Origin of the sequence: Nocardia sp. NPDC057353, assembly GCF_042667085.1 — a bacterium.
In the GTDB taxonomy this organism is placed as follows: domain Bacteria; phylum Actinomycetota; class Actinomycetes; order Mycobacteriales; family Mycobacteriaceae; genus Nocardia.
In genome coordinates this window covers 38,404-60,840 of record NZ_JBHVAK010000041.1, presented here as the reverse complement: position 1 = coordinate 60,840, position 22,437 = coordinate 38,404, and the positions used below count along the sequence as shown (strand labels likewise).

Annotated in this window: 15 protein-coding genes; 6 read left to right on the top strand and 9 right to left on the bottom strand. The window is 74.0% G+C overall.

Translation table 11 applies throughout. The features are described 5' to 3' along the window. Positions 1-68: 68 nt before the first annotated feature. Positions 69-3,047 (bottom strand): UPF0182 family protein, encoded by a 2,979-nt coding sequence (locus tag ACFUUZ_RS21135; RefSeq protein ID WP_378698695.1) that lies wholly within the window; start codon positions 3,045-3,047, stop codon positions 69-71. 122 nt (positions 3,048-3,169) lie between these two features. Here ACFUUZ_RS21135 and ACFUUZ_RS21130 point away from each other — a divergent pair, with 122 nt between their 5' ends. Next, positions 3,170-3,757, top strand: coding sequence for a PPA1309 family protein (locus ACFUUZ_RS21130; RefSeq protein WP_378698693.1), 588 nt, complete (start codon positions 3,170-3,172; stop codon positions 3,755-3,757). A 65-nt stretch (positions 3,758-3,822) separates the two neighbouring features. Here the strand turns inward: ACFUUZ_RS21130 and ACFUUZ_RS21125 are convergent, their stop codons facing one another. After that, positions 3,823-4,848 (bottom strand): PDZ domain-containing protein, encoded by a 1,026-nt coding sequence (locus ACFUUZ_RS21125; RefSeq protein ID WP_378698691.1) that lies wholly within the window; start codon positions 4,846-4,848, stop codon positions 3,823-3,825. Positions 4,849-4,966: 118 nt separating this feature from the next. On the opposite strand from ACFUUZ_RS21125, the gene ACFUUZ_RS21120 reads away from it, so the two are divergent. The 3 genes from ACFUUZ_RS21120 to ACFUUZ_RS21110 all read left to right on the top strand — a co-directional run bounded on the left by ACFUUZ_RS21120 (position 4,967) and on the right by ACFUUZ_RS21110 (position 8,969). Continuing rightward, positions 4,967-6,526 carry a zinc-dependent metalloprotease gene (locus ACFUUZ_RS21120; protein WP_378698689.1) on the top strand — a complete coding sequence of 520 codons (1,560 nt, stop codon included), beginning with the start codon at positions 4,967-4,969 and terminating at the stop codon, positions 6,524-6,526. Between the two features lie 71 nt (positions 6,527-6,597). Beyond that, a complete protein-coding gene (locus tag ACFUUZ_RS21115; RefSeq protein WP_378698687.1) occupies positions 6,598-7,476 on the top strand; it encodes a hypothetical protein in 879 nt (292 codons plus the stop codon). A gap of 137 nt (positions 7,477-7,613) precedes the next feature. After that, entirely contained in the window at positions 7,614-8,969 is a 1,356-nt protein-coding gene (locus tag ACFUUZ_RS21110) for an ABC1 kinase family protein (RefSeq protein WP_378698685.1), read from the top strand. 72 nt (positions 8,970-9,041) lie between these two features. On the opposite strand, the gene ACFUUZ_RS21105 is transcribed toward ACFUUZ_RS21110, so the two are convergent. From ACFUUZ_RS21105 to ACFUUZ_RS21095, 3 genes are all read right to left on the bottom strand, one after another. Further along, the gene (locus tag ACFUUZ_RS21105; RefSeq protein ID WP_378698707.1) at positions 9,042-9,362 is read right to left on the bottom strand and encodes a WhiB family transcriptional regulator; all 321 of its coding nucleotides are present in this window, start codon (positions 9,360-9,362) and stop codon (positions 9,042-9,044) included. 135 nt (positions 9,363-9,497) lie between these two features. Beyond that, complete coding sequence (locus ACFUUZ_RS21100) at positions 9,498-9,833, bottom strand: hypothetical protein (protein ID WP_378698683.1); 336 nt, start codon at positions 9,831-9,833, stop codon at positions 9,498-9,500. Between the two features lie 134 nt (positions 9,834-9,967). Further along, positions 9,968-12,145, bottom strand: coding sequence for an ATP-dependent DNA helicase UvrD2 (locus tag ACFUUZ_RS21095; protein WP_378698681.1), 2,178 nt, complete (start codon positions 12,143-12,145; stop codon positions 9,968-9,970). Between the two features lie 92 nt (positions 12,146-12,237). Here ACFUUZ_RS21095 and ACFUUZ_RS21090 point away from each other — a divergent pair, with 92 nt between their 5' ends. Beyond that, positions 12,238-12,471, top strand: coding sequence for a mycoredoxin (locus ACFUUZ_RS21090; protein ID WP_378698705.1), 234 nt, complete (start codon positions 12,238-12,240; stop codon positions 12,469-12,471). 1 nt (position 12,472) lies between these two features. On the opposite strand, the gene nudC is transcribed toward ACFUUZ_RS21090, so the two are convergent. Together nudC and ACFUUZ_RS21080 are read right to left on the bottom strand one after the other, a co-directional pair. Continuing rightward, complete coding sequence (gene nudC / locus ACFUUZ_RS21085; protein ID WP_378698679.1) at positions 12,473-13,372, bottom strand: NAD(+) diphosphatase; 900 nt, start codon at positions 13,370-13,372, stop codon at positions 12,473-12,475. 20 nt (positions 13,373-13,392) lie between these two features. Next, on the bottom strand, positions 13,393-14,445 hold the full coding sequence (locus ACFUUZ_RS21080; RefSeq protein WP_378698703.1) for a potassium channel family protein: 1,053 nt from the start codon (positions 14,443-14,445) through the stop codon (positions 13,393-13,395). A 143-nt stretch (positions 14,446-14,588) separates the two neighbouring features. On the opposite strand from ACFUUZ_RS21080, the gene ACFUUZ_RS21075 reads away from it, so the two are divergent. Then, positions 14,589-14,984: a hypothetical protein gene (locus ACFUUZ_RS21075; RefSeq protein ID WP_378698678.1), complete on the top strand. Its 396-nt coding sequence runs from the start codon at positions 14,589-14,591 to the stop codon at positions 14,982-14,984. Between the two features lie 135 nt (positions 14,985-15,119). Here ACFUUZ_RS21075 and ACFUUZ_RS21070 read toward each other — a convergent pair whose 3' ends face one another. Both ACFUUZ_RS21070 and ACFUUZ_RS21065 read right to left on the bottom strand, forming a co-directional pair. Further along, complete coding sequence (locus tag ACFUUZ_RS21070; protein ID WP_378698676.1) at positions 15,120-18,677, bottom strand: ATP-dependent helicase; 3,558 nt, start codon at positions 18,675-18,677, stop codon at positions 15,120-15,122. Next, the gene (locus ACFUUZ_RS21065) at positions 18,608-22,390 is read right to left on the bottom strand and encodes a PD-(D/E)XK nuclease family protein (RefSeq protein WP_378698674.1); all 3,783 of its coding nucleotides are present in this window, start codon (positions 22,388-22,390) and stop codon (positions 18,608-18,610) included. Before ACFUUZ_RS21065 ends, ACFUUZ_RS21070 begins: the two co-directional genes overlap by 70 nt. Positions 22,391-22,437 lie beyond the last annotated feature (47 nt).

Here is a 22,437-nt window from a genome sequence, read left to right as displayed (position 1 = left end):
GGCCGCGAACGTGGTGGTCATGACAGGGGCCCCCGTCACTTGGTGACGGGGGCCCTTGTCGTTCCGAACTACCGGCCGGCGTCCTGGTATGCCTTGACCGCGGCCTCCAGCTCGTCCAGCGCCTGGCCGAACTGCTCGAAGTTCCCGGTGCGCATGGCCGCGCGCGCCGCCTCGATCCTGCGGTTCAGCTCCGCGGCGGCGGCATCCCGGTCCGCCGTGGAGGCGGGCGGCGGGGGCGCGGTGCCGCCGTTGGCGGGCGGCGGCGTGCTGCTGCCCTGGTCGGGGGGCGTGGTGCCGCTACCGGTGCTCGGCGCGGCGGAGCCGGGCTTGGTCGCCACCCCGCCGACGCCGGGCAGGATCTGGTTCAGCGCCTCCTCCAGCGTGGAGGCGTAGCCGACCTTGGGGCTGTTCGACCCCGGCTCCTTGTAACTGACCAGCACCTTCGCCAGCTGCGGGAAGGTCGCCGACGGCGGTGCGTTGCGCGGCTCGGTGTAGAGCGGCTCGACGTAGAGGATGCCGCCCTGGGCGATCGGCAGGGTGAGCAGGTTGCCGTACTTGATGTTGTTCGACGCCAGCAGCGTGCGGTCGCTCGACACCGGCGGGAAGGTCGTCATCGAGTTCTGCGTCTGCTGCGGGCCCTGGGTCTGCGAATCGGTGGGCAGCCGCAGGATGGTGAACTTGCCGTAGTCCTCCGGGTCCGAGCGCACCGAGATGTAGGCCGAGAGGAACTGCCGGTTGTAGCCGACCATCGCGCTGGTCAGGTTGAAGACCGGCTTGCCGGTCTCCGGGTCGCCCATGAGCATGTAGTAGGGCGGGAGCGCGCCGGTGCTTCCCTCCACCGTCGGGTCGGCGGGCACCGACCAGAAGGCGTTGTTGGTGAAGAACTCGCGCGGGTCGTTCACGTGGTACTTGGACAGCATCTCGCGCTGCACCTTGAACAGGTCCGCCGGGTAGCGGAAGTGCGCGCGCAGCTCGGGGCTGATCTCGCTCTCCGGCTTGACCACGTCCGGGAAGACGCCGCGCCAGGCCTGCAGCACGGGGTCGTTGGCGTCCACTTCGTAGAGCGTGACGGTGCCGTCGTAGGCGTCGACGGTCGCCTTCACCGAGTTGCGGATGTAGCTGACCTCCTCGCGCGGGAGCATGCGACCGGTCTTCTGGTCGATGCTGTCCTCGACCGCGCCCTCCAGCGAGGTGCGCTGCGCGTAGGGGTAGGCGTCCAGGGTGGTGTAGGCGTCGACGATCCACTTGATCCGGCCGTCCACCACGGTCGGGTAGATGTCGCCGTCGGCGGTCAGCCAGGGCGCCACCTTCTCCACCCGCTCGCGCGGGTTGCGGTTGAAGATGATCTTGGATTCGTCGCCGATGGCGCCGGAGAGCAGGATGTTGCGCTCGGCGTACTTGGCAGCGAAGGCGAGCCGGTTGACCCAGTTCCCGATCGGGACGCCGCCCGCGCCGTCGTAGGTGAACTGCGCGACGTCGCTGTCGTACTCGCGCGGGCCCTGCCCGTCCACCTGGCCGACGATGGCGTAGTCGGCGTCGGTCTGCGAGATGAGCTCGCCGAAGTAGATGCGCGGCTGATCGACCTCGATCAGCTGGTTCTCCTTCGGCGTGGCCAGGTCGCTGGTCACCGTGTACTCCGGGTAGCCGGTGTCGGTGCTGCCCGCGGCGGCCGCGTCCTGGGCGGGCGGGCGGTTCACCCGGTTCGCCGGGGCCGCGACGAAGCCGTCGCCGTGCGTGTAGACGGTGTGCCGGTTGATCCAGTCCGTCTGGTTGCCGGTCAGGCTGCTCGGGGTGAGCTCGCGCGCGCCGACGATGTAGTCCTGCACCTCGCCGTCGATGGTGTAGCGGTCGATGTCCAGCGGGTCGCGGAAGCCATAGAAGTTCTTCAGCTGCTTCTGCTGGGTGAAGGTGCGGGAGAGGATGTTCGGGTCGAGCAGCCGGATCTTCTCGATGGTCTGGACGTCGGCGGGCACGTCGACCGGGTTCCTGGTGCCGTCGCCCTTGTAGTCCTGGTACTCGATCTTGTCATCGGTGATGCCGTACGCCTTGCGGGTGGCGTCGATGTTCCGCTCGATGTACTCGCTCTCCTTGTCCGCCGCGTTCGGGCGCACCGAGAACTGCTCCACCAGCAGCGGGTACACCGAACCGACCAGAATCGAGGAGAGCACGAGCAGCGCCGCCGCCATGGCGGGCACCCGCAGGTCGCGCAGCACCACCCCGGCGAAGAAGGCGATCGCGCAGATCACCGCGATGGCGAGCAGGATGAGCTTGGCCGGGAGCACCGCGTTGATGTCGGTGAACGAGCCGCCGAAGAAGGTGGGCTCCTTCCTGGCGCTGGAGAGCAGCTCGTACCGGTCGAACCAGTACGCCACCGCCTTGAGCAGCACGAAGATGCCCGCGAGCAGCGCCAGCTGGACCCGCGCGGCGGTGGTCAGCGTGCCCTCGCGGCCGCTCAGCCGCAGCCCGCCGAAGATGTAGTGCGTCACCAGGTTCGCGAAGAAGGCGATCACCACGGCGACGAAGAGCCAGTTCAGCACCATCCGGTAGAAGGGCAGGTCGAAGGCGTAGAAGCCGACGTCGATGTGGAACTGCGGGTCCTCGGTGCCGAACGAGCCGCCGTTCAGGAAGAGCTGCAGCGTCACCCAGTTCGACTGCGCGACCAGCCCGGAGAGCAGCCCGAGCAGCACCGGGATGCCGATCCCGAACAGCCGCAGCCTGCTCATCACCGTGGTGCGGTACCGCGCGATCGGGTCGTTCGGCCCGGCGACCGGGACGAAGACCGGCCGCGAGCGGTAGGCGAGCAGCAGCGCCAGCCACACCACCAGCCCGACGAAGACGGCGACCGCGGCGAACAGCAGCAGCCTGCTGCGCAGCACGGTCAGGAAGACGCCCCGGTACCCCACCTCCCCGAACCACAGCCAGTTGGTATAGGTCTCGACCAGCCGCGGCCCGAGCAGCAGCAGCGCCGCGAGCACGACGGCCGCGACCAGCAGCACGCGGCTGCGGCGGGTCAGCGATGGTAAGCCGGTGGGGGGGCGCATGCCCACGATGCCACGCTCCAGGGTCCGGTGGATGGTGTGCGCGGGCCGTTACCGGACCGCCCGCAGCCCACTCTACGGAAATCGGACACTGTGCCGGTGCCAGGGGCGAATTTGACAGGATGTGCGACGTGACCGCTGACCTGCACGCCGAACTCGCCCTTGCCCGCTCCGTCCGGGAGGTCGCCGAATTCGTGGACGCCGAGGGCTGGGGCAGACCGCCGCAGATCTTCGCGCTGGTACCGACCGGTGACCTCGTCGCGGCCGAGCCCGGCCTGGTGGATCAGCTGGACCAGGGCGCGGAGTACACGCCGATCGCGCAGGAGCCCTTCCCGGAGGACATCAGCGGCGGGTCGTGGGCGCTCGACGAGTTCCTGGCGACCACCACCTGGCCGCCCGCGGTGAGCGGCTGCCTGCTGGTGCAGGAGATCGTGGTGCTCCCGCCGGACGCCGAGACGGCGCTGGACGACGCGCTGGCGCCGTTGCTCGCCGACCCCGACGCCGCGGACGCGGCGGCGCGCACCGCCGCCGCCGAGCACCCGGGGCGGCGGGAGGCCAGGCTCTTCGCCGCGGTGCTGCGCGGCGGGACCTCGCTCTGCCTGCTGCAGGTGCGCCCGGACGAGGACGCCGAGACCGACGACTTCGGCGACCTGGACCTGCGCACCTACCCCGACCTCGCGCCCAACGTGGTCGAGGCGCTCCGGCACACCCTGGACTGAGGCGCTGGGGCCGAGCCCACGGCTCCGGCCGGAGCCGCGCCCGGCCGATCCCCGGTGCAGGCGGCTCAGCCGCAGTTCGCGGTCTCCCGACCTGCGCCGATGTCGGCGAGGGACTGGACGGCGCCCGCGAGCGTCTCGACCTTGACCAGCTGCAACCCCTCGGGGGTGCGCTGCCGCGCCTCGGCGCAGTTGGCGGCCGGGACCAGGAAGGTCTCGGCGCCCTCGTCCCGCGCCGCCATCATCTTGTACTGGATGCCGCCGATCGGCCCGACCGCGCCTTCCTGGTCGATGGTCCCGGTGCCCGCGACGAAGCGCCCGTTGTCCAGCTCGCCCGGCGAGAGCTTGTCGATCAGCGCGAGGCTGAACATGAGCCCCGCCGACGGCCCGCCGATGTCGGCCAGGTTGAAGGTGACCTGGAGCGGGGGGCGCGCGCCCTCGGTCGGGGTGATCCCGAGGTACCCCTTGGCGGCGTCGTCCGGGCGGGCGCCGAGCGTGACCGCGAGCGGCTGCTCCGCGGTGTCGCGGCGGACCAGCACGTTCAGCACGTCGCCCGGCTTGCGCGCGGAGACCGCCGCCACCACGTCCGCGGGCGCGCCGACCGGGGCGCCGTCGATGCTGATCAGCTCGTCACCGGCGCGCAGCACCCCGTTGGCGGGCCCGTCCTCGACCACCTCGCCGACCAGCACGACCGTCGGCAGCTTCAGGAAGTTCAGCGCCGCCACCTCGGCGTCGGCCTCGGAGTTCTCGAACTCCTGCTGGTTGGAGCGGTCGATCTCCTCGCGCGGCACGCCGGGCGGGTAGACCTCGGCGCGCGGGACCAGCCCGTGCTCGCCGCTGACCCAGAAGCCGAACGCCTCGAAGATATTGAGCCGGTCGCGCACCGAGACCGTGGTCATGTTCAGGTTCCCGGTGGTCGGGTCCACCTCGGTGCCCTGCACGTCGACCACCTGCTTGCCGTCCACCTCGCCGAGGGTGTTGAAGGTGGGGCCGGGGCCGAGCGCGACGAACGGCACCGTGAAGACGCTGCCCGCCAGCCCGAGCACGAGCACCGGGACGAGCGCGGCCAGCAGGGTGAGGATGCGGCGATTCACCCGGACCACAGTAATGAGCGGGCGGCGCCCGGCGCGGCACCGGCCCGCCGGGCTGTCCGCAACGGTTTCGCGCTGCGCGAACACAGAGGTGGGCGGGGTTCCGCGTACCGTTGGGGACATGAGTGACATCCCGTTCGGCTTCTCGAACCGCGACGACGACAGGGAGCGGCGCGGCGACGAGCCCGGTGCGGGCGGCGGCAACCCCGGTGGCGGCAAGGGGGGCGAGCCGTCCGGCGGCACCCCGTCCGGCGACCCGGGCAACACGCCCGGCGGTGCAGGCACCCCCTTCGGCGGCGCGGGCAATCCGTTCGGCGGCGCGGGCAATCCCTTCGGCTTCCTCTTCGGCGGGGCGGGCCCGGCCGGGGCAGGCGCGGCGGGGGCGGGCGCGCCCAGCCCCGGCTTCGACCCCTCGCAGCTCGGGCAGATGTTCACCCAGCTCGGCCAGATGTTCAGCGGCGTCGGCACGCAGGCCGCAGGCGGCTCGGGCCCGGTGAACTACGACGTCGCCAAGCGGCTGGCCCGCCAGCAGCTCGGCACCGCGGGCAACCCCGTCTCCGAGCAGCAGAAGAAGGCCGTCGCGGACGCCGCGCACCTGGCCGAGCTCTGGCTGGACGGCGCGACCACGCTGCCCGCGGGCGCGACCCGCACCGTCGCCTGGACCGCCACCGAGTGGATCGAGCAGACGCTGCCCACCTGGCAGCGGCTCTGCGACCCGGTCGCCGAGCAGCTCGGCGGCATGTGGACCAGCCAGCTGCCGGAGGAGGCCAAGCAGTTCGCCGGGCCGCTGCTCGGCATGATGACCCAGATGGGCGGCATGGCCTTCGGCTCGCAGCTGGGCCAGGCGCTCGGCCAGCTCGCCAAGGAGGTGCTGACCTCCACCGACATCGGGCTGCCGCTCGGCCCGGACGGCACCGCCGCGCTGCTGCCCGCCGCCGTCGCCGAGTTCAGCGCGGGGCTGGAGCAGCCGGAGAGCGAGATCCTGGTCTTCCTCGCCGCCCGCGAGGCCGCGCACCAGCGGCTCTTCGCGCACGTCCCGTGGCTGCGCCAGCAGGTGCTCGGCGCGGTGGAGAGCTACGCGCGCGGCATCAGGATGGACTTCTCCGCGCTGGAGCAGGCGGCGCAGAACCTGGACCCGATGGCGCTGGCCGATCCGTCCAAGCTGGAGGAGATCCTGGCCGCGGGCGCCTTCGAGCCGCAGACCACGCCGGAGCAGAAGCTGGCGCTGGAGCGGCTGGAGACGCTGCTCGCCCTGATCGAGGGCTGGGTGCAGGTGGTGGTGGCCGAGGCGCTCGGCGATCGGCTGCCCGGCGCGGGCGCGCTCGCCGAGACGCTGCGGCGCAGGCGCGCCACCGGCGGCCCGGCCGAGCAGACCTTCGCCACCCTGGTCGGCCTGGAGCTGCGGCCGCGCAAGCTGCGCGAGGCGGCGGCGCTCTGGCGGCGGCTCACCGACGACGCGGGCGTCGACGCCCGCGACGGGGTGTGGGCGCACCCGGATCTGCTGCCCGGCTCGGACGACCTGGACAACCCGGCCGGCTTCATCGACGGGGTGCTCGGCGGCACCGCCTCCAGCTTCGACGACCCGCTCGCGCAGCTCGCCGCTACCGAGGAGCGCGAGCGCAGGGAGCAGGCGGAGAAGCCGTCCGAGCCGGAGGCAGACGGGGACTCCGGCAAGTCCTGAGCGAATGCCCCTGTGAACAGGGGCGATCCTGTGGATAACTCCGCCGTGGACGGCCGCCGGAGCAGGCCGGGATGGCAATACTGCTCGGCATGACGCCACCACCGCGAGGGCCCCTGCTGCAGCCGGGGGTCGCCATCCTGGTCCGCCCCTCCGGGTCGATCCAGCTCGGCTGGGATCCCGAGCGCGCCGTCGTGCTGCGCCCGCCCGGGCTGGACCCCGCCGCCGTCGAGCGCTTCCTGCGCGGGCTGGACGGGTTGCAGACCAGGCCGCAGGTGCTCTGGCGCGCGGGCGAGCTCGGGCTCGCGCCGGAGCAGGCGGGCGCGCTGCTGGACGCGGTGGACGATGCCGGGCTGCTGGTCCGCCCGGCCGACGGCCCGGCGCTGGTCCGCACCGTTCGGGTGCACGGCCGCGGCCCGCTCACCGACCTGGTGCTGGGCTGGCTCGGCGCGGAGGGGCTGCACCCGGCCCGCTCGCCCGGCGGCTACCGCCGCGCCGAGGTGCGGAGCTGGCGCGAGGACCTGGTGATCCTCACCGATACCCTGGTGATCGACCCGCGGCTCGGCGCCGACCTGGTGCTGGCCAGGATCGCGCACCTGCCGGTCCGGATCCGGGACGGCCGCGGCGTGGTCGGGCCGCTGGTGCTGCCCGGCGCGACCAGCTGCCTGCGCTGCGCCGACCTGACCCGCAGCGGCGGCGACGCCGAGTGGCCGCACCTGGCCGCGCAGCTGCTGGACCGGGTCGGCGCGGCCTCGCCCGCCATGGTCGCCAGGACCGGCGCGCTCGCGCTCACCGAGCTGGAGGCGATCTTCGCATGTTCCACCCGCCGCGAGCCGCAGACGCTGGACGCGACGCTGGAGCCGGACCCGGATTCGCACGCCGTGCACAGCAGGCGCTGGCGCCCGCACCCGGAGTGCGGCTGCAGGCTGGTCGCGGCGGGGCCCGCCGCGTGAGGGCGCCGGGTGGCCGGCGGCGGGTACCCGCCGGACCAGCGCGGAGGCGCGGCGGTGGGGTGACCGAGCCGGGGTACGGACCGGGGTGTGGCGCACAGACCACCGATTTTCGTGGCACGGCCGGGGAGGTTTCGGCCATGATGGGAACTGTGTCCGACATTGCGCGCCGCAGCTCATCCCGCAACGCGAAGTTAGCCAAGATTCCACTCGGGATCGCTGGCCGCGCCGCCGTTGGCTTCGGCAGGCGGCTGGCGGGCGGCGACCGCACCGAGATCAGCGCCGACCTGAACCAGAAGGCGGCCGAGCAGCTCTTCTCCGTGCTCGGCGAGCTCAAGGGCGGCGCCATGAAGTTCGGCCAGGCGCTGAGCGTCATGGAGGCGGCGGTTCCCGAGGAGTTCGGCGAGCACTACCGCGAGGCGCTGACCAAGCTGCAGGCCGCGGCCCCGCCGATGCCGACCGCCACCGTGCACCGGGTGCTCGACCAGCAGCTCGGCACCCGCTGGCGGGAGCGGTTCAGCGAGTTCGACGACGAGCCGACGGCGTCGGCGAGCATCGGGCAGGTGCACCGCGCGGTGTGGTCGGACGGCCGCCAGGTCGCGGTGAAGGTGCAGTACCCCGGCGCCGACGAGGCGCTGCGCGCCGATCTCAAGACGCTCTCCCGGATGTCCGGGCTGTTCGCCTCGGTCATCCCCGGCGCCGACGTCAAGCCGGTGCTCGCCGAGATCACCGAGCGCACCGAGGAGGAGCTGGACTACCGGAACGAGGCCAGCCACCAGCGCGCCTTCGCCAAGGCCTTCGCCGACCACCCCGACTACGTGATCCCCAGGGTGGTCGCGGGCTCGCCCAAGGTGATCGTCACCGAGTGGGTCACCGGCACCCCGCTCTCCGGCATCATCCGGGCGGGCGCCGACGACCCGGCGGGCACGGTGGAGCTGCGCAACCGGGTGGCCGCGCTGCTCGGCACCTTCCACTTCTCCTCGCCCGCCAGGGCCGGGCTGCTGCACGCCGACCCGCACCCCGGCAACTTCATGATGCTGCCGGACGGCAGGCTCGCGGTGATCGACTTCGGCGCCTGCGCCCCGCTGCCGAACGGTTTCCCCCCGGAGCTGGGCCGGATGCTGACGCTCTCGGTCGCGGAGCGGTACGAGGAGCTGACCGCGTTCATGCACGACAACGGCTGGGTGATCCCCGGCCGCACGGTGACGCACCGGGAGATCGCGGACTACCTGCGCCCCTTCACCGACCCGATCAAGGCCGACTCGTTCCACTTCACCAGGCAGTGGATGCAGCGGGTCGCGGGCAAGGCATCGAACATCTCCAGCGCGGAGATGAAAACCGCACGGGCGCTGCAACTTCCGGCGGAGTACGTGATGATCTTCCGGGTGCTCGGCGGCTCGATCGGCATCCTGGCCCAGCTCGACGCCGAGCTGCCCTTCATGCAGCTGGCGCGGGAGTGGATGCCCGGCTTCACCGAGGAGCCGTCGCCGGCCTGACCCCCGAAACCAACGAACCGCCCACCGGAAAACGGTGAGCGGTTCGTCGGCGGACAGTCGGAAAGCCGGTCCTCATGCCGGGATCGCGACCTTACGCGGCCGGCCACGCGGCCGCTTGCGGGCGATCACGACCCCCTGGTCGAAGATCTCGCCGCCCCAGACGCCCCACGGCTCGCGCCGGTCGATGGCGGCGCTCAGGCAGCGCTTCCGGATCGGGCAGCTGGCGCACAGCGCCTTGGCCTCTTCCAGCTGGACCGGGCTCTCGGCGAACCACAGGTCGGGGTCGCCTGCTCGGCAGGGCAGGGTGGCCGCCGCGCAGGCGCGCGGGGGCTGGGCCACGGTCCGGCATGTCACGTCAGTAGCGGCCGACGGCCATTCCTGGGCGGTGAACACGTCGTTCTCCTTCAGCTCGTTGCAGCGGTTCGGATGTTCGGTGCGAAACCGGTGCCACTGCGGCTGAAGAAGCCGGAGAATACTGGCCACGATTTCGCTGGTGCGATCCGTGGCCAGGAGGTCGGGGAGAATTCCCTACCTAAGTCGACATCTCTGTCGAATCCTGATCACGGACGCTGGGTGTGCGGTGCGGAGGCGTGCTGCCGCATTGCCGAGCTCCTCGGCGAATGCGGGCTGCCAGCCTGCGCTGGGCTTGTCCTGCGAAATGGCGTAAACGGGCAGTCGCATGCCGTGCGTATCGCAGACCTGCGCATTGCCACCGCCGACACCGGACAGACCGATCCCCTGCACGGCGAGGATCCCCCGGGAGGCCGACATGGCTTTGCCCATCGCGCCGTCGACGCGCACGGCTTCGCCACCGCGCGGTGCGGTGCCGGTCCCGGTGCTGCCGAAGATCGTGATGTTGTCCACTGGTCTGCCTCCCTCCTGTACTCGTCGGTCGTCGTGTTCCGTGTTCACCGGGTGCGAGCCCGGTCGGTGCGCGCGGGAGAGACCTCCCGTTGCGCGCTCATCAACCATAGGCGGGTGAACCACAACGCCACAACCTATTTTCTACCTGCAGTTTCAGGGGCATTCGCGGGTTCGGCGCGGGTGGTATGGCGGCGCCGCGAGCGCACGATCGCGAGCACGTCGGCGCCGTACTGCTCGAGCTTGCCCGCGCCGACGCCCGCGATGCCCGCGAGCGCGGCGTCGTCGGCGGGCAGCTGCTCGGCGATGGCGGTGAGCGTGAGGTCGGTGAAGACGGTGAACTCGCGCACCCGCAAGGCCTCGGCCTTCTCCCCGCGCCAGTCGCGCAGCGCGGCGAGCAGCTCGGCGTCCAGCTCGGCCGGGCAGCGCTTGCAGCGGCCGAGCATGGTCGCGTAGGTGCCGATCAGCGGCTTGCCGCAGACCCGGCAGAGCGGGCGCTCGGCGGTGCGGGCGGGCTCGGCCGCCGCGGCGATCCGCGAGGCGGGCGAGTCCTCCGGCACCAGCCCGGTCAGGAAGCGGGAGCGGCGCCGGTTGCGCCTGCCGCCCGCGCCGCGGGCCAGCGCCCAGGAGAGCTGCAGGTGCTCGCGGGCGCGGGTAACGCCGACGTAGAGCAGCCTGCGCTCCTCCTCCAGCTGGTGCTGGTCGGCGACCGAGCCGTCGTCGCCGAGCACGTGCCCGATCGGCAGCATGCCGTCGGTCAGCCCGACCAGGTAGACGGCGTCCCACTCCAGCCCCTTGGCGGCGTGCAGCGAGGCCAGCGTGACGCCCTGCACGGTCGGCGGGTGCCTGGCCTCCGAGCGGGCGGCGAGCTCGCGCAGCAGGCCGGGCGCGTCCAGCTCGGGCTCGTGCGCGACCAGCTCGTCGACCAGCCCGGCCAGCGCGGTCAGCCCGGACCAGCGCTCCCGCGCGCCCGCGCCCGCGGGCTCATCGGCGGTGAGCCCGAGCGGGGCGAGCGCCGCGCGGGTGAGCGTGGCCAGCGCGGCGCCGCGCCGCGCCGCCTCCGGCAGGTCGTCGCGCTCGGCGGCCCGGCGCAGCGCCGCGACGCCCTGCTTGATCTCGGCCCGGTGGAAGAAGGCCTCGCCGCCGCGCACCTGGTAGGGGATGCCGCGCGCGCCGAGCGCCTCCTCGTACGCCTCGGACTGGGCATTGATCCGGAAGAGCACCGCGATCTCGGCGGCGGGGGTACCCGCCGCGATCAGCCGCTCGATCCCCTTCGCCACCGCGGCGGCCTCGGCGGGGGCGTCGTCGTACTCGGCGAAGACCGGCTCCGGGCCGTCCGCGCGCTGGCCGATGAGCTGCAGCCTGGTGCCCGCGATCCGGCCGCGGGCGGCGCCGATCACCCGGTTCGCCAGCGAGACCACCTGCGGTGTCGAGCGGTAGTCGCGCTCCAGCCGGACCACGGTCGCCTCCGGGAAGCGCCGGGAGAAGTCGAGCAGGTAGCGCGGGCTGGCGCCGGTGAAGGAGTAGATGGTCTGGTTGGCGTCGCCGACGACGGTCAGGTCGTCGCGCTCGCCGAGCCAGGAGTCGAGCACCCGCTGCTGCAGCGGGGTGACGTCCTGGTACTCGTCCACCACGAAGCTGCGGTAGCGCTCGCGGAACTCGTCGGCCACCGCCGGGTAGTCCTCCAGCGCGGCCGCGGTGTGCAGCAGCAGGTCGTCGAAGTCGAGCAGCATGCCGTCCGCGGAGGACTTGCCGGTCTCGTAGGCGTCGTAGACCCTGGCCACCCGGATCGCCTCGCGCGGGGTGTCGCGGCGGCGCTCGGCGACCGCCGCCGGGTAGTCCTCGGGGGCGATCAGCGAGGCCTTGGCCCACTCGATCTCGCTCAGCAGGTCGCGCACGCTCTCGGTGTCCGCGGGCAGCCCCTCGGCCTGCGCGGCCCTGGCGACCAGCGGGAACTTGTTGTCGATCAGCCGCCACGGCACGTCGCCCACGATCTGCGGCCAGAAGTAGCGCAGCTGGCGTAGCGCGGCGGCGTGGAAGGTGCGGGCCTGCACCCGGCCCGCGTCGCCGCCGAGCCCGAGGCCGCGCAGCCGCCCGCGCAGCTCGCCCGCCGCGCGGGCGGTGAAGGTGACCGCGAGCACCTGGTCGGCCTTGACGTGCCCGGCCGAGACCAGGTGCGCGATGCGGTGCGTGATGGTGCGGGTCTTGCCGGTGCCCGCGCCCGCGAGCACGCACAGCGGCCCGCGCGGGGCCCGTACGGCGGCGGCCTGCTCGGGGTCGAGCGCGGCGGGATCGAAGGCTGGCACGGCTCCCATCATGGCAGTGCGCGCCGACAGCCCCCGGCGGGAACAGGTTCGGCCGCGGCGGCGTTGTTCCGGACGTGAGTGACGCAACCCCGCAGCTGACCATGTACTCGACCACCTGGTGCGGCTACTGCCGCAGGCTGAAGAAGCAGCTGGACGAGAACGGCATCACCTATGCCGAGGTCGACATCGAGCAGGATCCGGCCTCCGCCGAGTTCGTCGGCAGCGTCAACAACGGCAACCACGTGGTGCCGACGGTGAAGTTCAGCGACGGCTCCACCGCCACCAACCCGACGCTGGTCGACGTCAAGCGAATCCTGGCGGGCATCTCCTCCTGAGCTACACGCCCGCCCAGGACTCCACGATGGTGCGGGCGATGGAGATGCTGCTCGGCAGCAGCAGCCGGGAGCCGCTCTCCCGCGCGGACCAGTCGCCCTGCTCCAGGGCGGCCCTGACCTCCGCGCGGGTGAACCAGTGCGCCTCGGCGATCTCGCCGTCCGAGAAGACCAGCTCCTCCTCCGGGTCGCCGACGGCGGCGAAGCCGAGCATGAGCGAGCGCGGGAAGGGCCACGGCTGGCTGCCGAGGTAGGTGATGTCGCGCACGTGCACGCCGACCTCCTCCAGCATCTCCCGCTCGACGCAGCGCTCCAGCGACTCGCCCGCCTCCACGAACCCGGCGAGCAGCGAGAACAAGGTGGGCGGCCAGCTGTGCTGGCGGGCCAGCAGCACCCGGTCGGCGCCGTCGTGGATCAGGCAGATCACCGCGGGGTCGATGCGCGGGAACTCCTCGTACCCGGCCTCGGTGGTCCGCGACCAGCCGCCCCGGCTCGCCGCCGTCGCCACCCCGTCGGCGCCGCTGAAGCCCGCCTTGTCGTGCCAGTTCAGCAGGGCCATGGCCGCGGTGAGGATGCCCGCGGTGTAGTCGTCCAGGTCGCCCGCGAGGGCGCGCAGGTCGGTGAGGTCGCCGGTGAGCTCGGGCTCCCGGATCGCCCAGAGGTGTCTGCCGTCGGGGTCGGTGCCGAGGAAGACCGCGGCCGGGCTCGGCTCGGCCGCGTACTCGACGGCGGGCTCCAGCACCAGCGCGCCCGCGGTGCGGCGGAACCGGCCGCGCCGGTCCACGTGCAGCAGCAGCGCCCGGGCCCAGCCCTCCTTCAGCGCCTGTTCGTCGGCCCTGATGTGCTCGGCCCGGTCGATCGTGGAGCGGGACAGCAGCGGAACGTCCTTGAGCGTGAAAGACACCCGTCGAGCCTAGCGCGCAACTATTTGGCGACGCGTTTGATGTAGAGCAGCTTGTCGCCCGCCTCGATCGCGTCCACCTCGGGCTCGCCGACCCGGATCAGGTCGCCGCCGCGGACCACGCCGAGCACGATGTCGCTGAGGTGCCGCGGCGAGCCGCCCACCTCGGAGAGCTCCACCTCGCGCTCGGCGACGGCGAAGCCGTGCTCGGGGGTGAGCAGGTCCTCCATCATCTCCACCACCGACGGGGTGGTGGTGGCGATGCCGAGCAGCCTGCCCGCGGTCTCCGAGGAGATGACCACCGAGTCGGCGCCGGACTGGCGCAGCAGGTGCATGTTCTCCGCCTCGCGGATGGCGACCACGATCTTGGCCTTCTTGTTCAGCTCCCGCGCGGTCAGCGTGACCAGCACCGCGGTGTCGTCGCGGTTGGCGGCGACCACCACCGACGCGGCGTTCTGCACGCCCGCCAGCCGCAGCACGTCGGACTGGCTGGCCGAGCCGTGCACCGTCACCAGCCCGGCGTTGGCGGCCCGCTCCAGCGCGGTGAGGTCGGTGTCGACCACGACGATGTCGCCGGGTTGGACATTGTCGCCGAGCATGGCGTCGATCGCCGTCCTGCCCTTGGTGCCGTAGCCGACGACGACGGTGTGGTTGCGCACGCGGTGCCTCCAACGCTGGATCTTGAACGCCTGCCGGGACCGCTCGGTCAGCACGCCGAGGGTGGTGCCGACCAGCACGATGAGGAAGAGGACCCGCAGCGGGGTGATGACGATGATGTTGACCAGCCGCGCGCTCGGCGAGATCGGCGCGATGTCGCCGTAGCCGGTGGTCGAGAGCGAGACGGTGGCGTAGTAGAACGCGTCCAGGAAGGACAGCTCGTTGCCGGAGTTGTCGCGGTAGCCGTCCCGGCCGAGCCAGACCACGAGCGCCGCGAAGAACAGCAGGAAGATCGCGAACAGCACCCGGCGGGTGAGCGAGATCCACGGGCTGGCCTGGATCTCAGGGATGCGCAGCACACCGACGAGCGCGAAGTCCGGGCGTCCGGTCAGCCCGACGGCGCGCGGCCGCAATCGCAGATCGGCGAAGATCCGCCCGCTTCGTTCGCCGAGCCGATCATCGCGCAGCTCAGCATCTTCCTCCGGCACAGGACGGCAGCCTAACCGATCCGGCGGGGCGGGCAGGGGTCGACGCGATCGGGGGGCGAATGTCAGGGTGGGGCATGGCAACCACCACCGACGCCGCCCGCCGCCCCGCGCTCCTGCTCGCCGCCGGGCTGGCGGGCGCGGGCGTGATGCACTTCGTCACCCCCAAGTTCTTCGACTCGATCGTGCCGCCGGTGCTGCCGGGGCAGGCGCGCACCTACACCTATGCCTCCGGGGTCGCCGAGCTGGCCGTCGCGGGCACGCTGGCGGTGCCGCGGACCAGGGGGCTCGGCGGGAAGCTGGCGGCGCTGCTCTTCCTCGCCGTGTTCCCGGCGAACGTGCAGATGGCGGTGGACGTTGTGACCAATCCGAAGACGACGCCGCTGTTCAAACTGGGGTCGATCCTGCGGTTGCCGCTGCAAATTCCAATGATCACGACGGCGCTCTCGGTGAGTCGGAACGCCAGGGGCTGAGTTCGCTCGCCGGGGCCGGGTGGCCTGGACCGGGCTCACCGGGTCGGGCTCGACCGGGCCGGGCTCGACCCAGTTCGACCGGGCCGAGCTCGGAGCGGGCCGAGCGGATCGGAGCGGGCTGAGCGGGCTCGGCCGTCACGCCTCCGGGTCGTCCTCGGTCCAATCCCCGGCTCGGCCGGGGGCGTCCCCTTCGCGGGCGGGGGCGGCCGCGCGGACCAGCTCGGCGAGTTCGTCGGGGCCCGCGAGGCCCGCGGGGGCGACGGTGCGGCCGGTGCGGACGTAGTAGAACGCGGCGGTGACCCGGTCGAGCAGTTCGGCCTCGGAGGCGCCGGTGCGGCCCGCCATGAGCCGGGCCCAGGCGACGCGGTAGACCGCGAGCTGCATGGCCAGCGCGGGCTCGTCACCGGTGTCCGGCTCGGCGCCGGTCTTCCAGTCGACGACGGTCCAGCCGCCGTCGGCGGCGGCGAAGACCGCGTCCATCCGGCCGCGCACCACGGTGCCGGCGATGGTGGTCTCGAAGGGGATCTCGACATCGATCGGGGTGCGGTTCGCCCACGACGAGCCGAGGAAGCGCTCCTGCATGCGGGCGAGCTCGGCGTCGTGCCCGGCGAGTTCGGCATCGGCGGCGCCGGGCAGCTCGTCCAGCCCCGGCAGCCGGTCGGCGGCGAACCAGCGCTGCACCCAGGCGTGGAACGCGGTGCCGCGCCGCGCCATCGGGTTCGGCGGGTACGGCAGCGGCCTGCGCAGCCGGGCGGCGAGCGCGGCGGGGTCGGCGCGCAGGTCGACCAGCGCGGTGGCCGGGATCCGGCCGGGCAACTCGACCTCGCGCTCCCCGGGCGCGCGCTCGGCCGCGATCTCGGCGAGCAGCGCGTCCACGTCCTCGGCCCAGCCGTCCGGGTCGGGTTCGGTGTCGGACCCCGCTGCCACACTTGGCCCGTCCGGGCTCGGTGAACCAGGGGGGACGGCATGGTCGGCATCCGCGGCGCGCAGCCGGGCCAGCGCGGTCCGCACCCGCTCGGCCCCGCCGGTCACCGCGGGGCGCCGGTGCCCGAGCGGGTCGCGCGGCCAGTCGGCGCCGATCGGTTCGTCGGTGAGCGGGTTCTCCGTGCCGTCCTCGGGCGGGTCGGCCCAGTGCGCGAGTTCGAGCAGGCCGTCGGTGTGCTCGCCGGCCGCGCGGAGTTCGAGCAGGAAGTCGGACGGCCCTTTGGGTTTGGTGCCGGTCTCGGCCCACCAGAAGCCGGAGACCAGCAGCACCCGCTCGGTGCGGGTGAGCGCCACGTAGAAGAGCCGCCGCTCCTCGTCCAGCCTGCGGTCGGAGAGCGCCTCCTTGTGCTCGGCGATGGCGCGGTCCAGGTCGGCGCGGTCGCCGAGGTCGAGCAGGTCGAGCACGGGGACGCCCTCGACCGAGTCCGCGGTGGCCCGGTCGCCGCGCAGCGCGGTGGGGAGCTCGGCGGGTGCGCCGAGCCAGGTGGAGGAGCCGGTGCCGGAGGGGAAGACGCCCGCCGCGATGTGCGGCACCGCGACGACCTCCCACTCCAGCCCCTTGGCGGCGTGCACGGTAAGGATCTGCACCCGGTCCTTCGCGACCTCGATCTCGCCGGGCTCCAGCCCGTTCTCCACCGACTCGGCGGCGGTGAGGAAGGCGAGCAGCCCGGCCAGCGTGGCGTCGGAGTCGGCGGCGTAGCCGGAGACCACGTCGGCGAAGGCGTCCAGGTGCTCGCGGCCCGCGCCCGCGCCGAGCATGGCCCGCCTGGCCTGGGTCTCCACCGCGACGCCGATGGTGCGCTCGACGTCGGCGACCAGCTCGGTGAGCGGCTGCCCGGCCCGCTCGCGCAGCGCCGCCAGCTCCCTGGCCAGCGCGACGATCCTGGTGTGGCCGCGTTCCGAGTAGTTCTGCGCCGGGCCGGGATCGGCGATGGCGTCGGCCAGCCCGGCCTGCTCGGCGGGCTCCGGCGCCACGTCGCGCAGCGCGGCGGCGAGCCCGGCGGCGTCGGTGATGTCGCCCGCGGCCTCGTCCGGGCGGCGGGCGATGGAGAGCTCGCGGGCGCGGCGGGCCAGCGCGGCCACGTCGGCGATGCCGAGCTGCCAGCGGGCGCCGGTGAGCAGCCGCAGCGCGGCGCTGCCCGCGCCCGGCTCGGCGATCAGCCGCAGCGTGGCGACCACGTCGGCGACCTCGGGGGTGGCGAGCAGCCCGCCGAGCCCGACGATCTCGACCGGCAGGTCCCGCTCGCGCAGCGCCTCGGCCAGCGGGGCGGCGTCGGCATTGCGGCGGACCAGCACCGCCGAGGTCGGCGGCGGCTCGCCCGCCGCGCGGTTGGCCCGCCACTCCGCCGCCACCCGCTCCGCGACCCAGGCCCGCTCGTCGGTGATCGTGTCGGTGAGGGCGAGCGCGACCGCGCCGGGCCCGGCGTGCGGGGCCGCCCGCAGCTGCGCCACGGTGACGCCGCCCGCATCGACGGCCCTGCGGCGCAGCGGCTCCGAGACCAGGTTGGCCAGGACCAGCGGCTCCGGCGGGTTGCGCCAGCTGGTGAGCAGCGAGAGCGTCGGGGCAGGCACGCCGGGGGCGGCGGGGAAGTCGTCGGTGAAGCGCGGCAGGTTGGCGGCGGAGGCGCCGCGCCAGCCGTAGATGGACTGCATGGGGTCGCCGACCGCGGTGACCGCGAGCGGGAGCCGGTCCGGGTCCGGCTCGGCGCGGTCGCCGCCGAAGAGCGCCGCGAGCAGGATGCGCTGGGCGTGGCCGGTGTCCTGGTACTCGTCGAGCAGCACCAGCCGGAAGCGGTCCCGCTCGGCGGCGCCGACCTCGGGGTGCTCGGCGGCGAGCCGGGCGGCGAGCGACATCTGCGAGCCGAAATCCAGCGCGCCGCGGCGGCGCAGCGCCTCGGCCAGCTGCCGCACCAGCGGGAGCAGCCCGACCCGCTCGCGCTGTACGCCGACGATGTCCTGCAGCCCCTTGCTCGGGCCGCCGCGCTGCCGCGGCCCCGCGGGCAGGGTGTAGACCAGCTTCTCCAGCTCGGTGTGCGCCTCGGCCAGCTGCTCCGGCTCGACCAGGTGCTCGGCGAGCTGGCCGCTCAGCGCGAGCACCGCCTCGGTCACCGAGACCGGGGTGCGGTCGGTGTCCAGCTCGCCCTCCCAGTTCCGCACCACCTGGTGCGCGAGCTGCCAGAGCTGGGTCTGGGTGAGCAGCGTGGCGGAGGGCTCCACCGGGAGCAGCAGGCCGTGCTCGGTGAGCAGCCTGCCCGCGTATGAGTGGTAGGTGCTGATCTCCGGCTCCGCGCCCGCCAGGGAGCCGCGCAGGCCGCCGCCGGGGTCGAGGTCGCGGAGCAGGGGGGCGCCCGCCAGCCGGGCCAGCCGGGTGCGGATTCTGGCGGTGAGCTGCTGCGCCGCCTTGCGGGTGAAGGTGAGGCCGAGCACCTGGTCGGGGGCGACGAGGCGGTTGGCGACCATCCAGACCACCCTGGCCGCCATGGTCTCGGTCTTGCCCGCGCCCGCGCCCGCGACCACGAGGGCCGGGCCGGGCGGGGCCGCGATCACCGCCGCCTGCTCGTCGGTCGGCGGCGGGAGGCCGAGTGCGTCGGCGAGTGCGTGCGGGGTCACGGCCGGGCCGGGTAGCGCGCCTGCGGCGCTCACTCGTCGGTCACCTGCCTCCCCGTGTCGCGCGTCGGGCAGCACCCGGTGACCGGGCAGTGCCTGCATCCCTCGTTGCGGACGGCGCGGAAGCCGGGGCCTTTCGTCGCGCCCGCCGCATCGTGCACGGTATCGCGCCAGCCCTCGAGTGCCTCGTCGGCCAGTGGGGGTTGGGCGCGTTCCGCCGCCCCCTGCTTGGTGTTGGGGACGGCCACGTAGACCAGTCGGGCGCCGCCGGGCGCCTGGGGTTCGGGTGCGGTGGGGTCCGGGGGCACGCCGCCACCGGCCGTGGTGCCGAGGTCAGGAGCCGCGCCGGCGTCGGGCGCATGCTCGCCGCCGAGCGCCGCCGCACCGCCGAGCGCCGCCGCACTGCCAAGCGCCGCCGCACCGCCGGGAGTCGGCTCGCTGCCGGGAGTCGGCTCGCTGCTGGGGGCGACCGCTGACGCCGCTGTGGCGTCCGAGTTCTCGGCGGCGGCGAGGGCGGCGTCCAGGGCGCCCGCCGCGACGGCGACCTGGTAGGTGGCGAGCTGGGCGTGGTCGCTCGCGGCCTGCCTGGTGACCGGATTCTTGCCGGTCTTGACGTCGACGATGACGAAGCGGCCGTCGGCGTCGCGCTCCAGCCGGTCCACCCGGCCGCGGATGCGCACCGGCGGCTCGCCCTCCGCGCGGGCGGGCAGCAGGCAGTCGACGGCGATCTCCACCCCGGCCTGGGTGAGCTCGGCGCGGGTGGCGCGGAACCAGGCGAGGAAGTTCTCCAGCATCCCCTCGGTGCGGCGCAGCTCCTGGCGCGAGTGCCAGCCGGTGCCTGGCTCGACGTTCGCCCACGCCTCGTAGAGCGCGTCCCGCACCCGCTCCTCCGGCACCTTCCCGGCGAGCGCCTGGACCAGGGTGTGTACCAGGTTCCCCTTGAGCGCGTACGGGTTCTCGCCGTCGCTTCCGCCGTTGCGCTCCAGCGCCCAGCGCAGCGGGCAGGTGCGCAGCAGCTCGACGGTGGAGGGCGAGAGGTTCACCGGGGTGCCGTCGTCATCCCAGAGCGGCTCGGCGGTGCTCGGCTCGCCGGTGCCGTACCACTCGTCCGGGTGCGTGCCGCGCACCCCGGCCGCGGCCAGCCGGGCCAGCTGGTGCGCGGCGCGCTCGCGCCGCTCCTCGTCCACCTCGGGGTCGCAGACCGCGCCGCGCAGCTCGGCGACGAGCGCGTGCAGCACGAGGGCGCGGCCGGGGTCGGCCACCGGGAGCACGCCGGGCTCGCCGTCCTCGGTGTGCCCGAGCAGCTCGGTGAGGAAGCGCGACGGAACCAGGTCGCGGTCGCCGGTCACCGACTCGACCGCCGTCACCAGCAGCGAGCGCCGCGCCCTGCTGCAGGCGACCAGCAGCAGCCTGCGCTCCTCGGCCAGGATCGGCGCCGCCCTGCTCACCCGCTCGCCCGCGCCGGAGACCCCGCTGTGCAGGTCGACCAGGTCCTCGGTGTGCAGCAGGGTGCCGCGCGGGCGCGGGTTGGGCCAGAGCCCCTCCTGCACGGCGGCCACCGCGACGACGTCCCACTCCCGGCCCGCGGCGGCGTGCGCGCTGAGCAGCTCCACCGCCTCGCCGGGAGCGACCGGGGCGGAGAACTCCTGCGGGATCTCCTGCTGCGTGACGTACTCGACGAACCCCTCCAGGCCGGCGCCGGGCAGCCGGTCGACGTAGGCCGCGGCCGCGTCGAAGAGCCCGACGGCGGCGTCCAGGTCGCGGTCGGCCTGCATGCCGACGGCGCCGCCGCGCTCGGACTGCGCCACCCAGCGGCGCTCCAGCTTGGAACCGGTCCACAGCGCCCACAGCACGTCCTCGACGGCGGCGCCGCGGCGGCGGGCGGCCCGGCCGCGTTTCAGCGCGGTGAGGGTGCGGCGCAGCGGGGCCGACTCGACCTCGGTGAGGCGGTCGAGCAGGGCGTCGTCGCCGGTGCCGACGATGAGGTCGCGCAGCGCCTCGGCGGAGGAGCGGTCGTCCCGGTCCGGTTCGCGCTCCAGCGCGGCGCGGCGGATGCCACGGCGGAGCCTGCGCAGCGCGATCTGGTCGGCGCCGCCGAGCGGGCCCGCGAGCAGGTCGAGCGCGTCGTCCGGCTCGAAGAGCTGGGCGGTGGAACCGTCCGGGCCGCGCCGGGACTCGTCGCCCGCTAGCAGGGCGCGGACCGCGAGCAGCAGCCAGGCGGCGCCGCGGCGGCGGGCCAGCGGGACGTCCGGGCCTGGCTGGTGCACCGGGACGCCCGCCGCCAGCAGGGCGCGGCGCAGCGGCGCCAGCGAGGTGGGCACCGAGCGCAGGATCACCGCCATCCGCGACCACGGGACGCCGTCGCGCAGGTGCGCCCGGCGCAGGTGGTCGGCGACCAGCGCCGCCTCCTTCGCCGGCGTCGACAGCACCCGGACCCGCACCTCGGCGGGGGGCGGGTCGTCCGGCGCTCCGGCCGAGGGCGGGTCGGCAGGCACTTCGGCCGAGGGCGAATCGCCTGGCTCTCCGGCGCGGCGCGCATCGCTTGCCGGTTCGGCGGGCCTGCCTCGGGTCGGTGGAGGGGGGGTGGGAACAGCGTCTGGTTCGCCCGCAGCCCTTCCGCGTCGGGTGTCGGCAGGGCCGCGTTCGACCGCGACGGCGGCTCGACTGCCGCTCGGTGCGGGGGAGGCATCCTCCCCTCCCCTCCCCGCTTCGCCCGCGGTCAGCGCGGACTCGAGCACGCGGTGCGGCGGGTTCCCTGGCAACCGCCCGGCGATGCGGGCTGTCGCGAGCTCGATGGGACCATCGGTGCGGTGGTTGCGGCGCAGCAGGATGCGCCGGTCGGCGGGGGCGCCGGGGTCGGCGATGAAGGCGGGGTCGGCGCCGCGGAAGGTGTAGACGGCCTGGTCGGGGTCGCCCGCGAGCACGGTGGTGGCCGAGCCCGCGCCGATGACGCGGACCAGCAGCGCGGCCTGCGGGTCGAGGTGCTGCGCGTCGTCGACCAGCAGGTGGCGCAGCCGCTCGCGCTCCTCGGCGAGCAGCTCGGGGTCGGCGGCGAGCGCGTCGAGCGCGGCGCCGACGAGTTCGGCGGCGTCCAGCGCGGGCGCGCTCGCCTCCGGCGCCTCCACCCCGACCGACCAGCGCAGCAGCAGCGACTCCTCGAACCGGCGGGCGAAGTGCCCGGCCGCGACCCACTCCGCGCGGTCGTGCTCGCGGCCGAGCCGGACCAGGTCCTCCGGCCCGAGCCCGCGCTCGGTGGCGCGCAGCATGAGGTCGCGCAGCTGGTCGGCGAAGCCCGCGAGGCCGAGCGCGGGCTGCAGCCGCTGCGGCCAGAGCCGGGCGCCCGCGGCCATGTCGAGCAGGTCGCCCTGCAGCAGCTCGCGGACGACGGCGTCCTGCTCGGCGCCGGTGAGCAACCGGGGCGGCGGGTTGCCGTGCCTGGTGGCGTGGCGGCGCAGGATGCCGAAGGCGTAGGAGTGCAGGGTGCGGGCCAGCGGCTCGCGGCTGGCGCCCGGCACGCCGCCCTCGCCCGCGTCGTCGGGGCGCAGCCGGGCGGTGATGGCGTCCCGCACGGTGTTCGCCGCCTCCTTGGAGTAGGTGACGACCAGCACCGCCCCCGGGTCGACGCCCGCCGCGATCCGCTCCGCCGCGTACTCGACCAGCAGCGTGGTCTTGCCCGTGCCAGGACCGCCGAGCACCTGCCACGGCGCCCACCCCGGCCGGACCGGCCCGGCGTCCCCGGCCGCGAAGAGGGCGCGCACCTCGGCGCCCAGGACGGGAGCCAGGGGCGCGGTTATCCGCCGGCGAACGAGCCGCACCGCGCTATCTGATCGCACCACGCCGGCTATTGCAACAGACGCCCCCG

Excerpts from the sequence above, each read along its gene's own strand:
- ACFUUZ_RS21120 (WP_378698689.1), top strand. The coding sequence starts at position 4,967 with ATGAGTGACATCCCGTTCGGCTTCTCGAACCGCGACGACGACAGGGAG.
- ACFUUZ_RS21115 (WP_378698687.1), top strand. The coding sequence starts at position 6,598 with ATGGCAATACTGCTCGGCATGACGCCACCACCGCGAGGGCCCCTGCTG.
- ACFUUZ_RS21110 (WP_378698685.1), top strand. The coding sequence starts at position 7,614 with ATGATGGGAACTGTGTCCGACATTGCGCGCCGCAGCTCATCCCGCAAC.
- ACFUUZ_RS21095 (WP_378698681.1), bottom strand. The coding sequence starts at position 12,145 with ATGGGAGCCGTGCCAGCCTTCGATCCCGCCGCGCTCGACCCCGAGCAG.
- ACFUUZ_RS21090 (WP_378698705.1), top strand. The coding sequence starts at position 12,238 with ATGTACTCGACCACCTGGTGCGGCTACTGCCGCAGGCTGAAGAAGCAG.
- ACFUUZ_RS21075 (WP_378698678.1), top strand. The coding sequence starts at position 14,589 with ATGGCAACCACCACCGACGCCGCCCGCCGCCCCGCGCTCCTGCTCGCC.
- ACFUUZ_RS21070 (WP_378698676.1), bottom strand. The coding sequence starts at position 18,677 with ATGCAGGCACTGCCCGGTCACCGGGTGCTGCCCGACGCGCGACACGGG.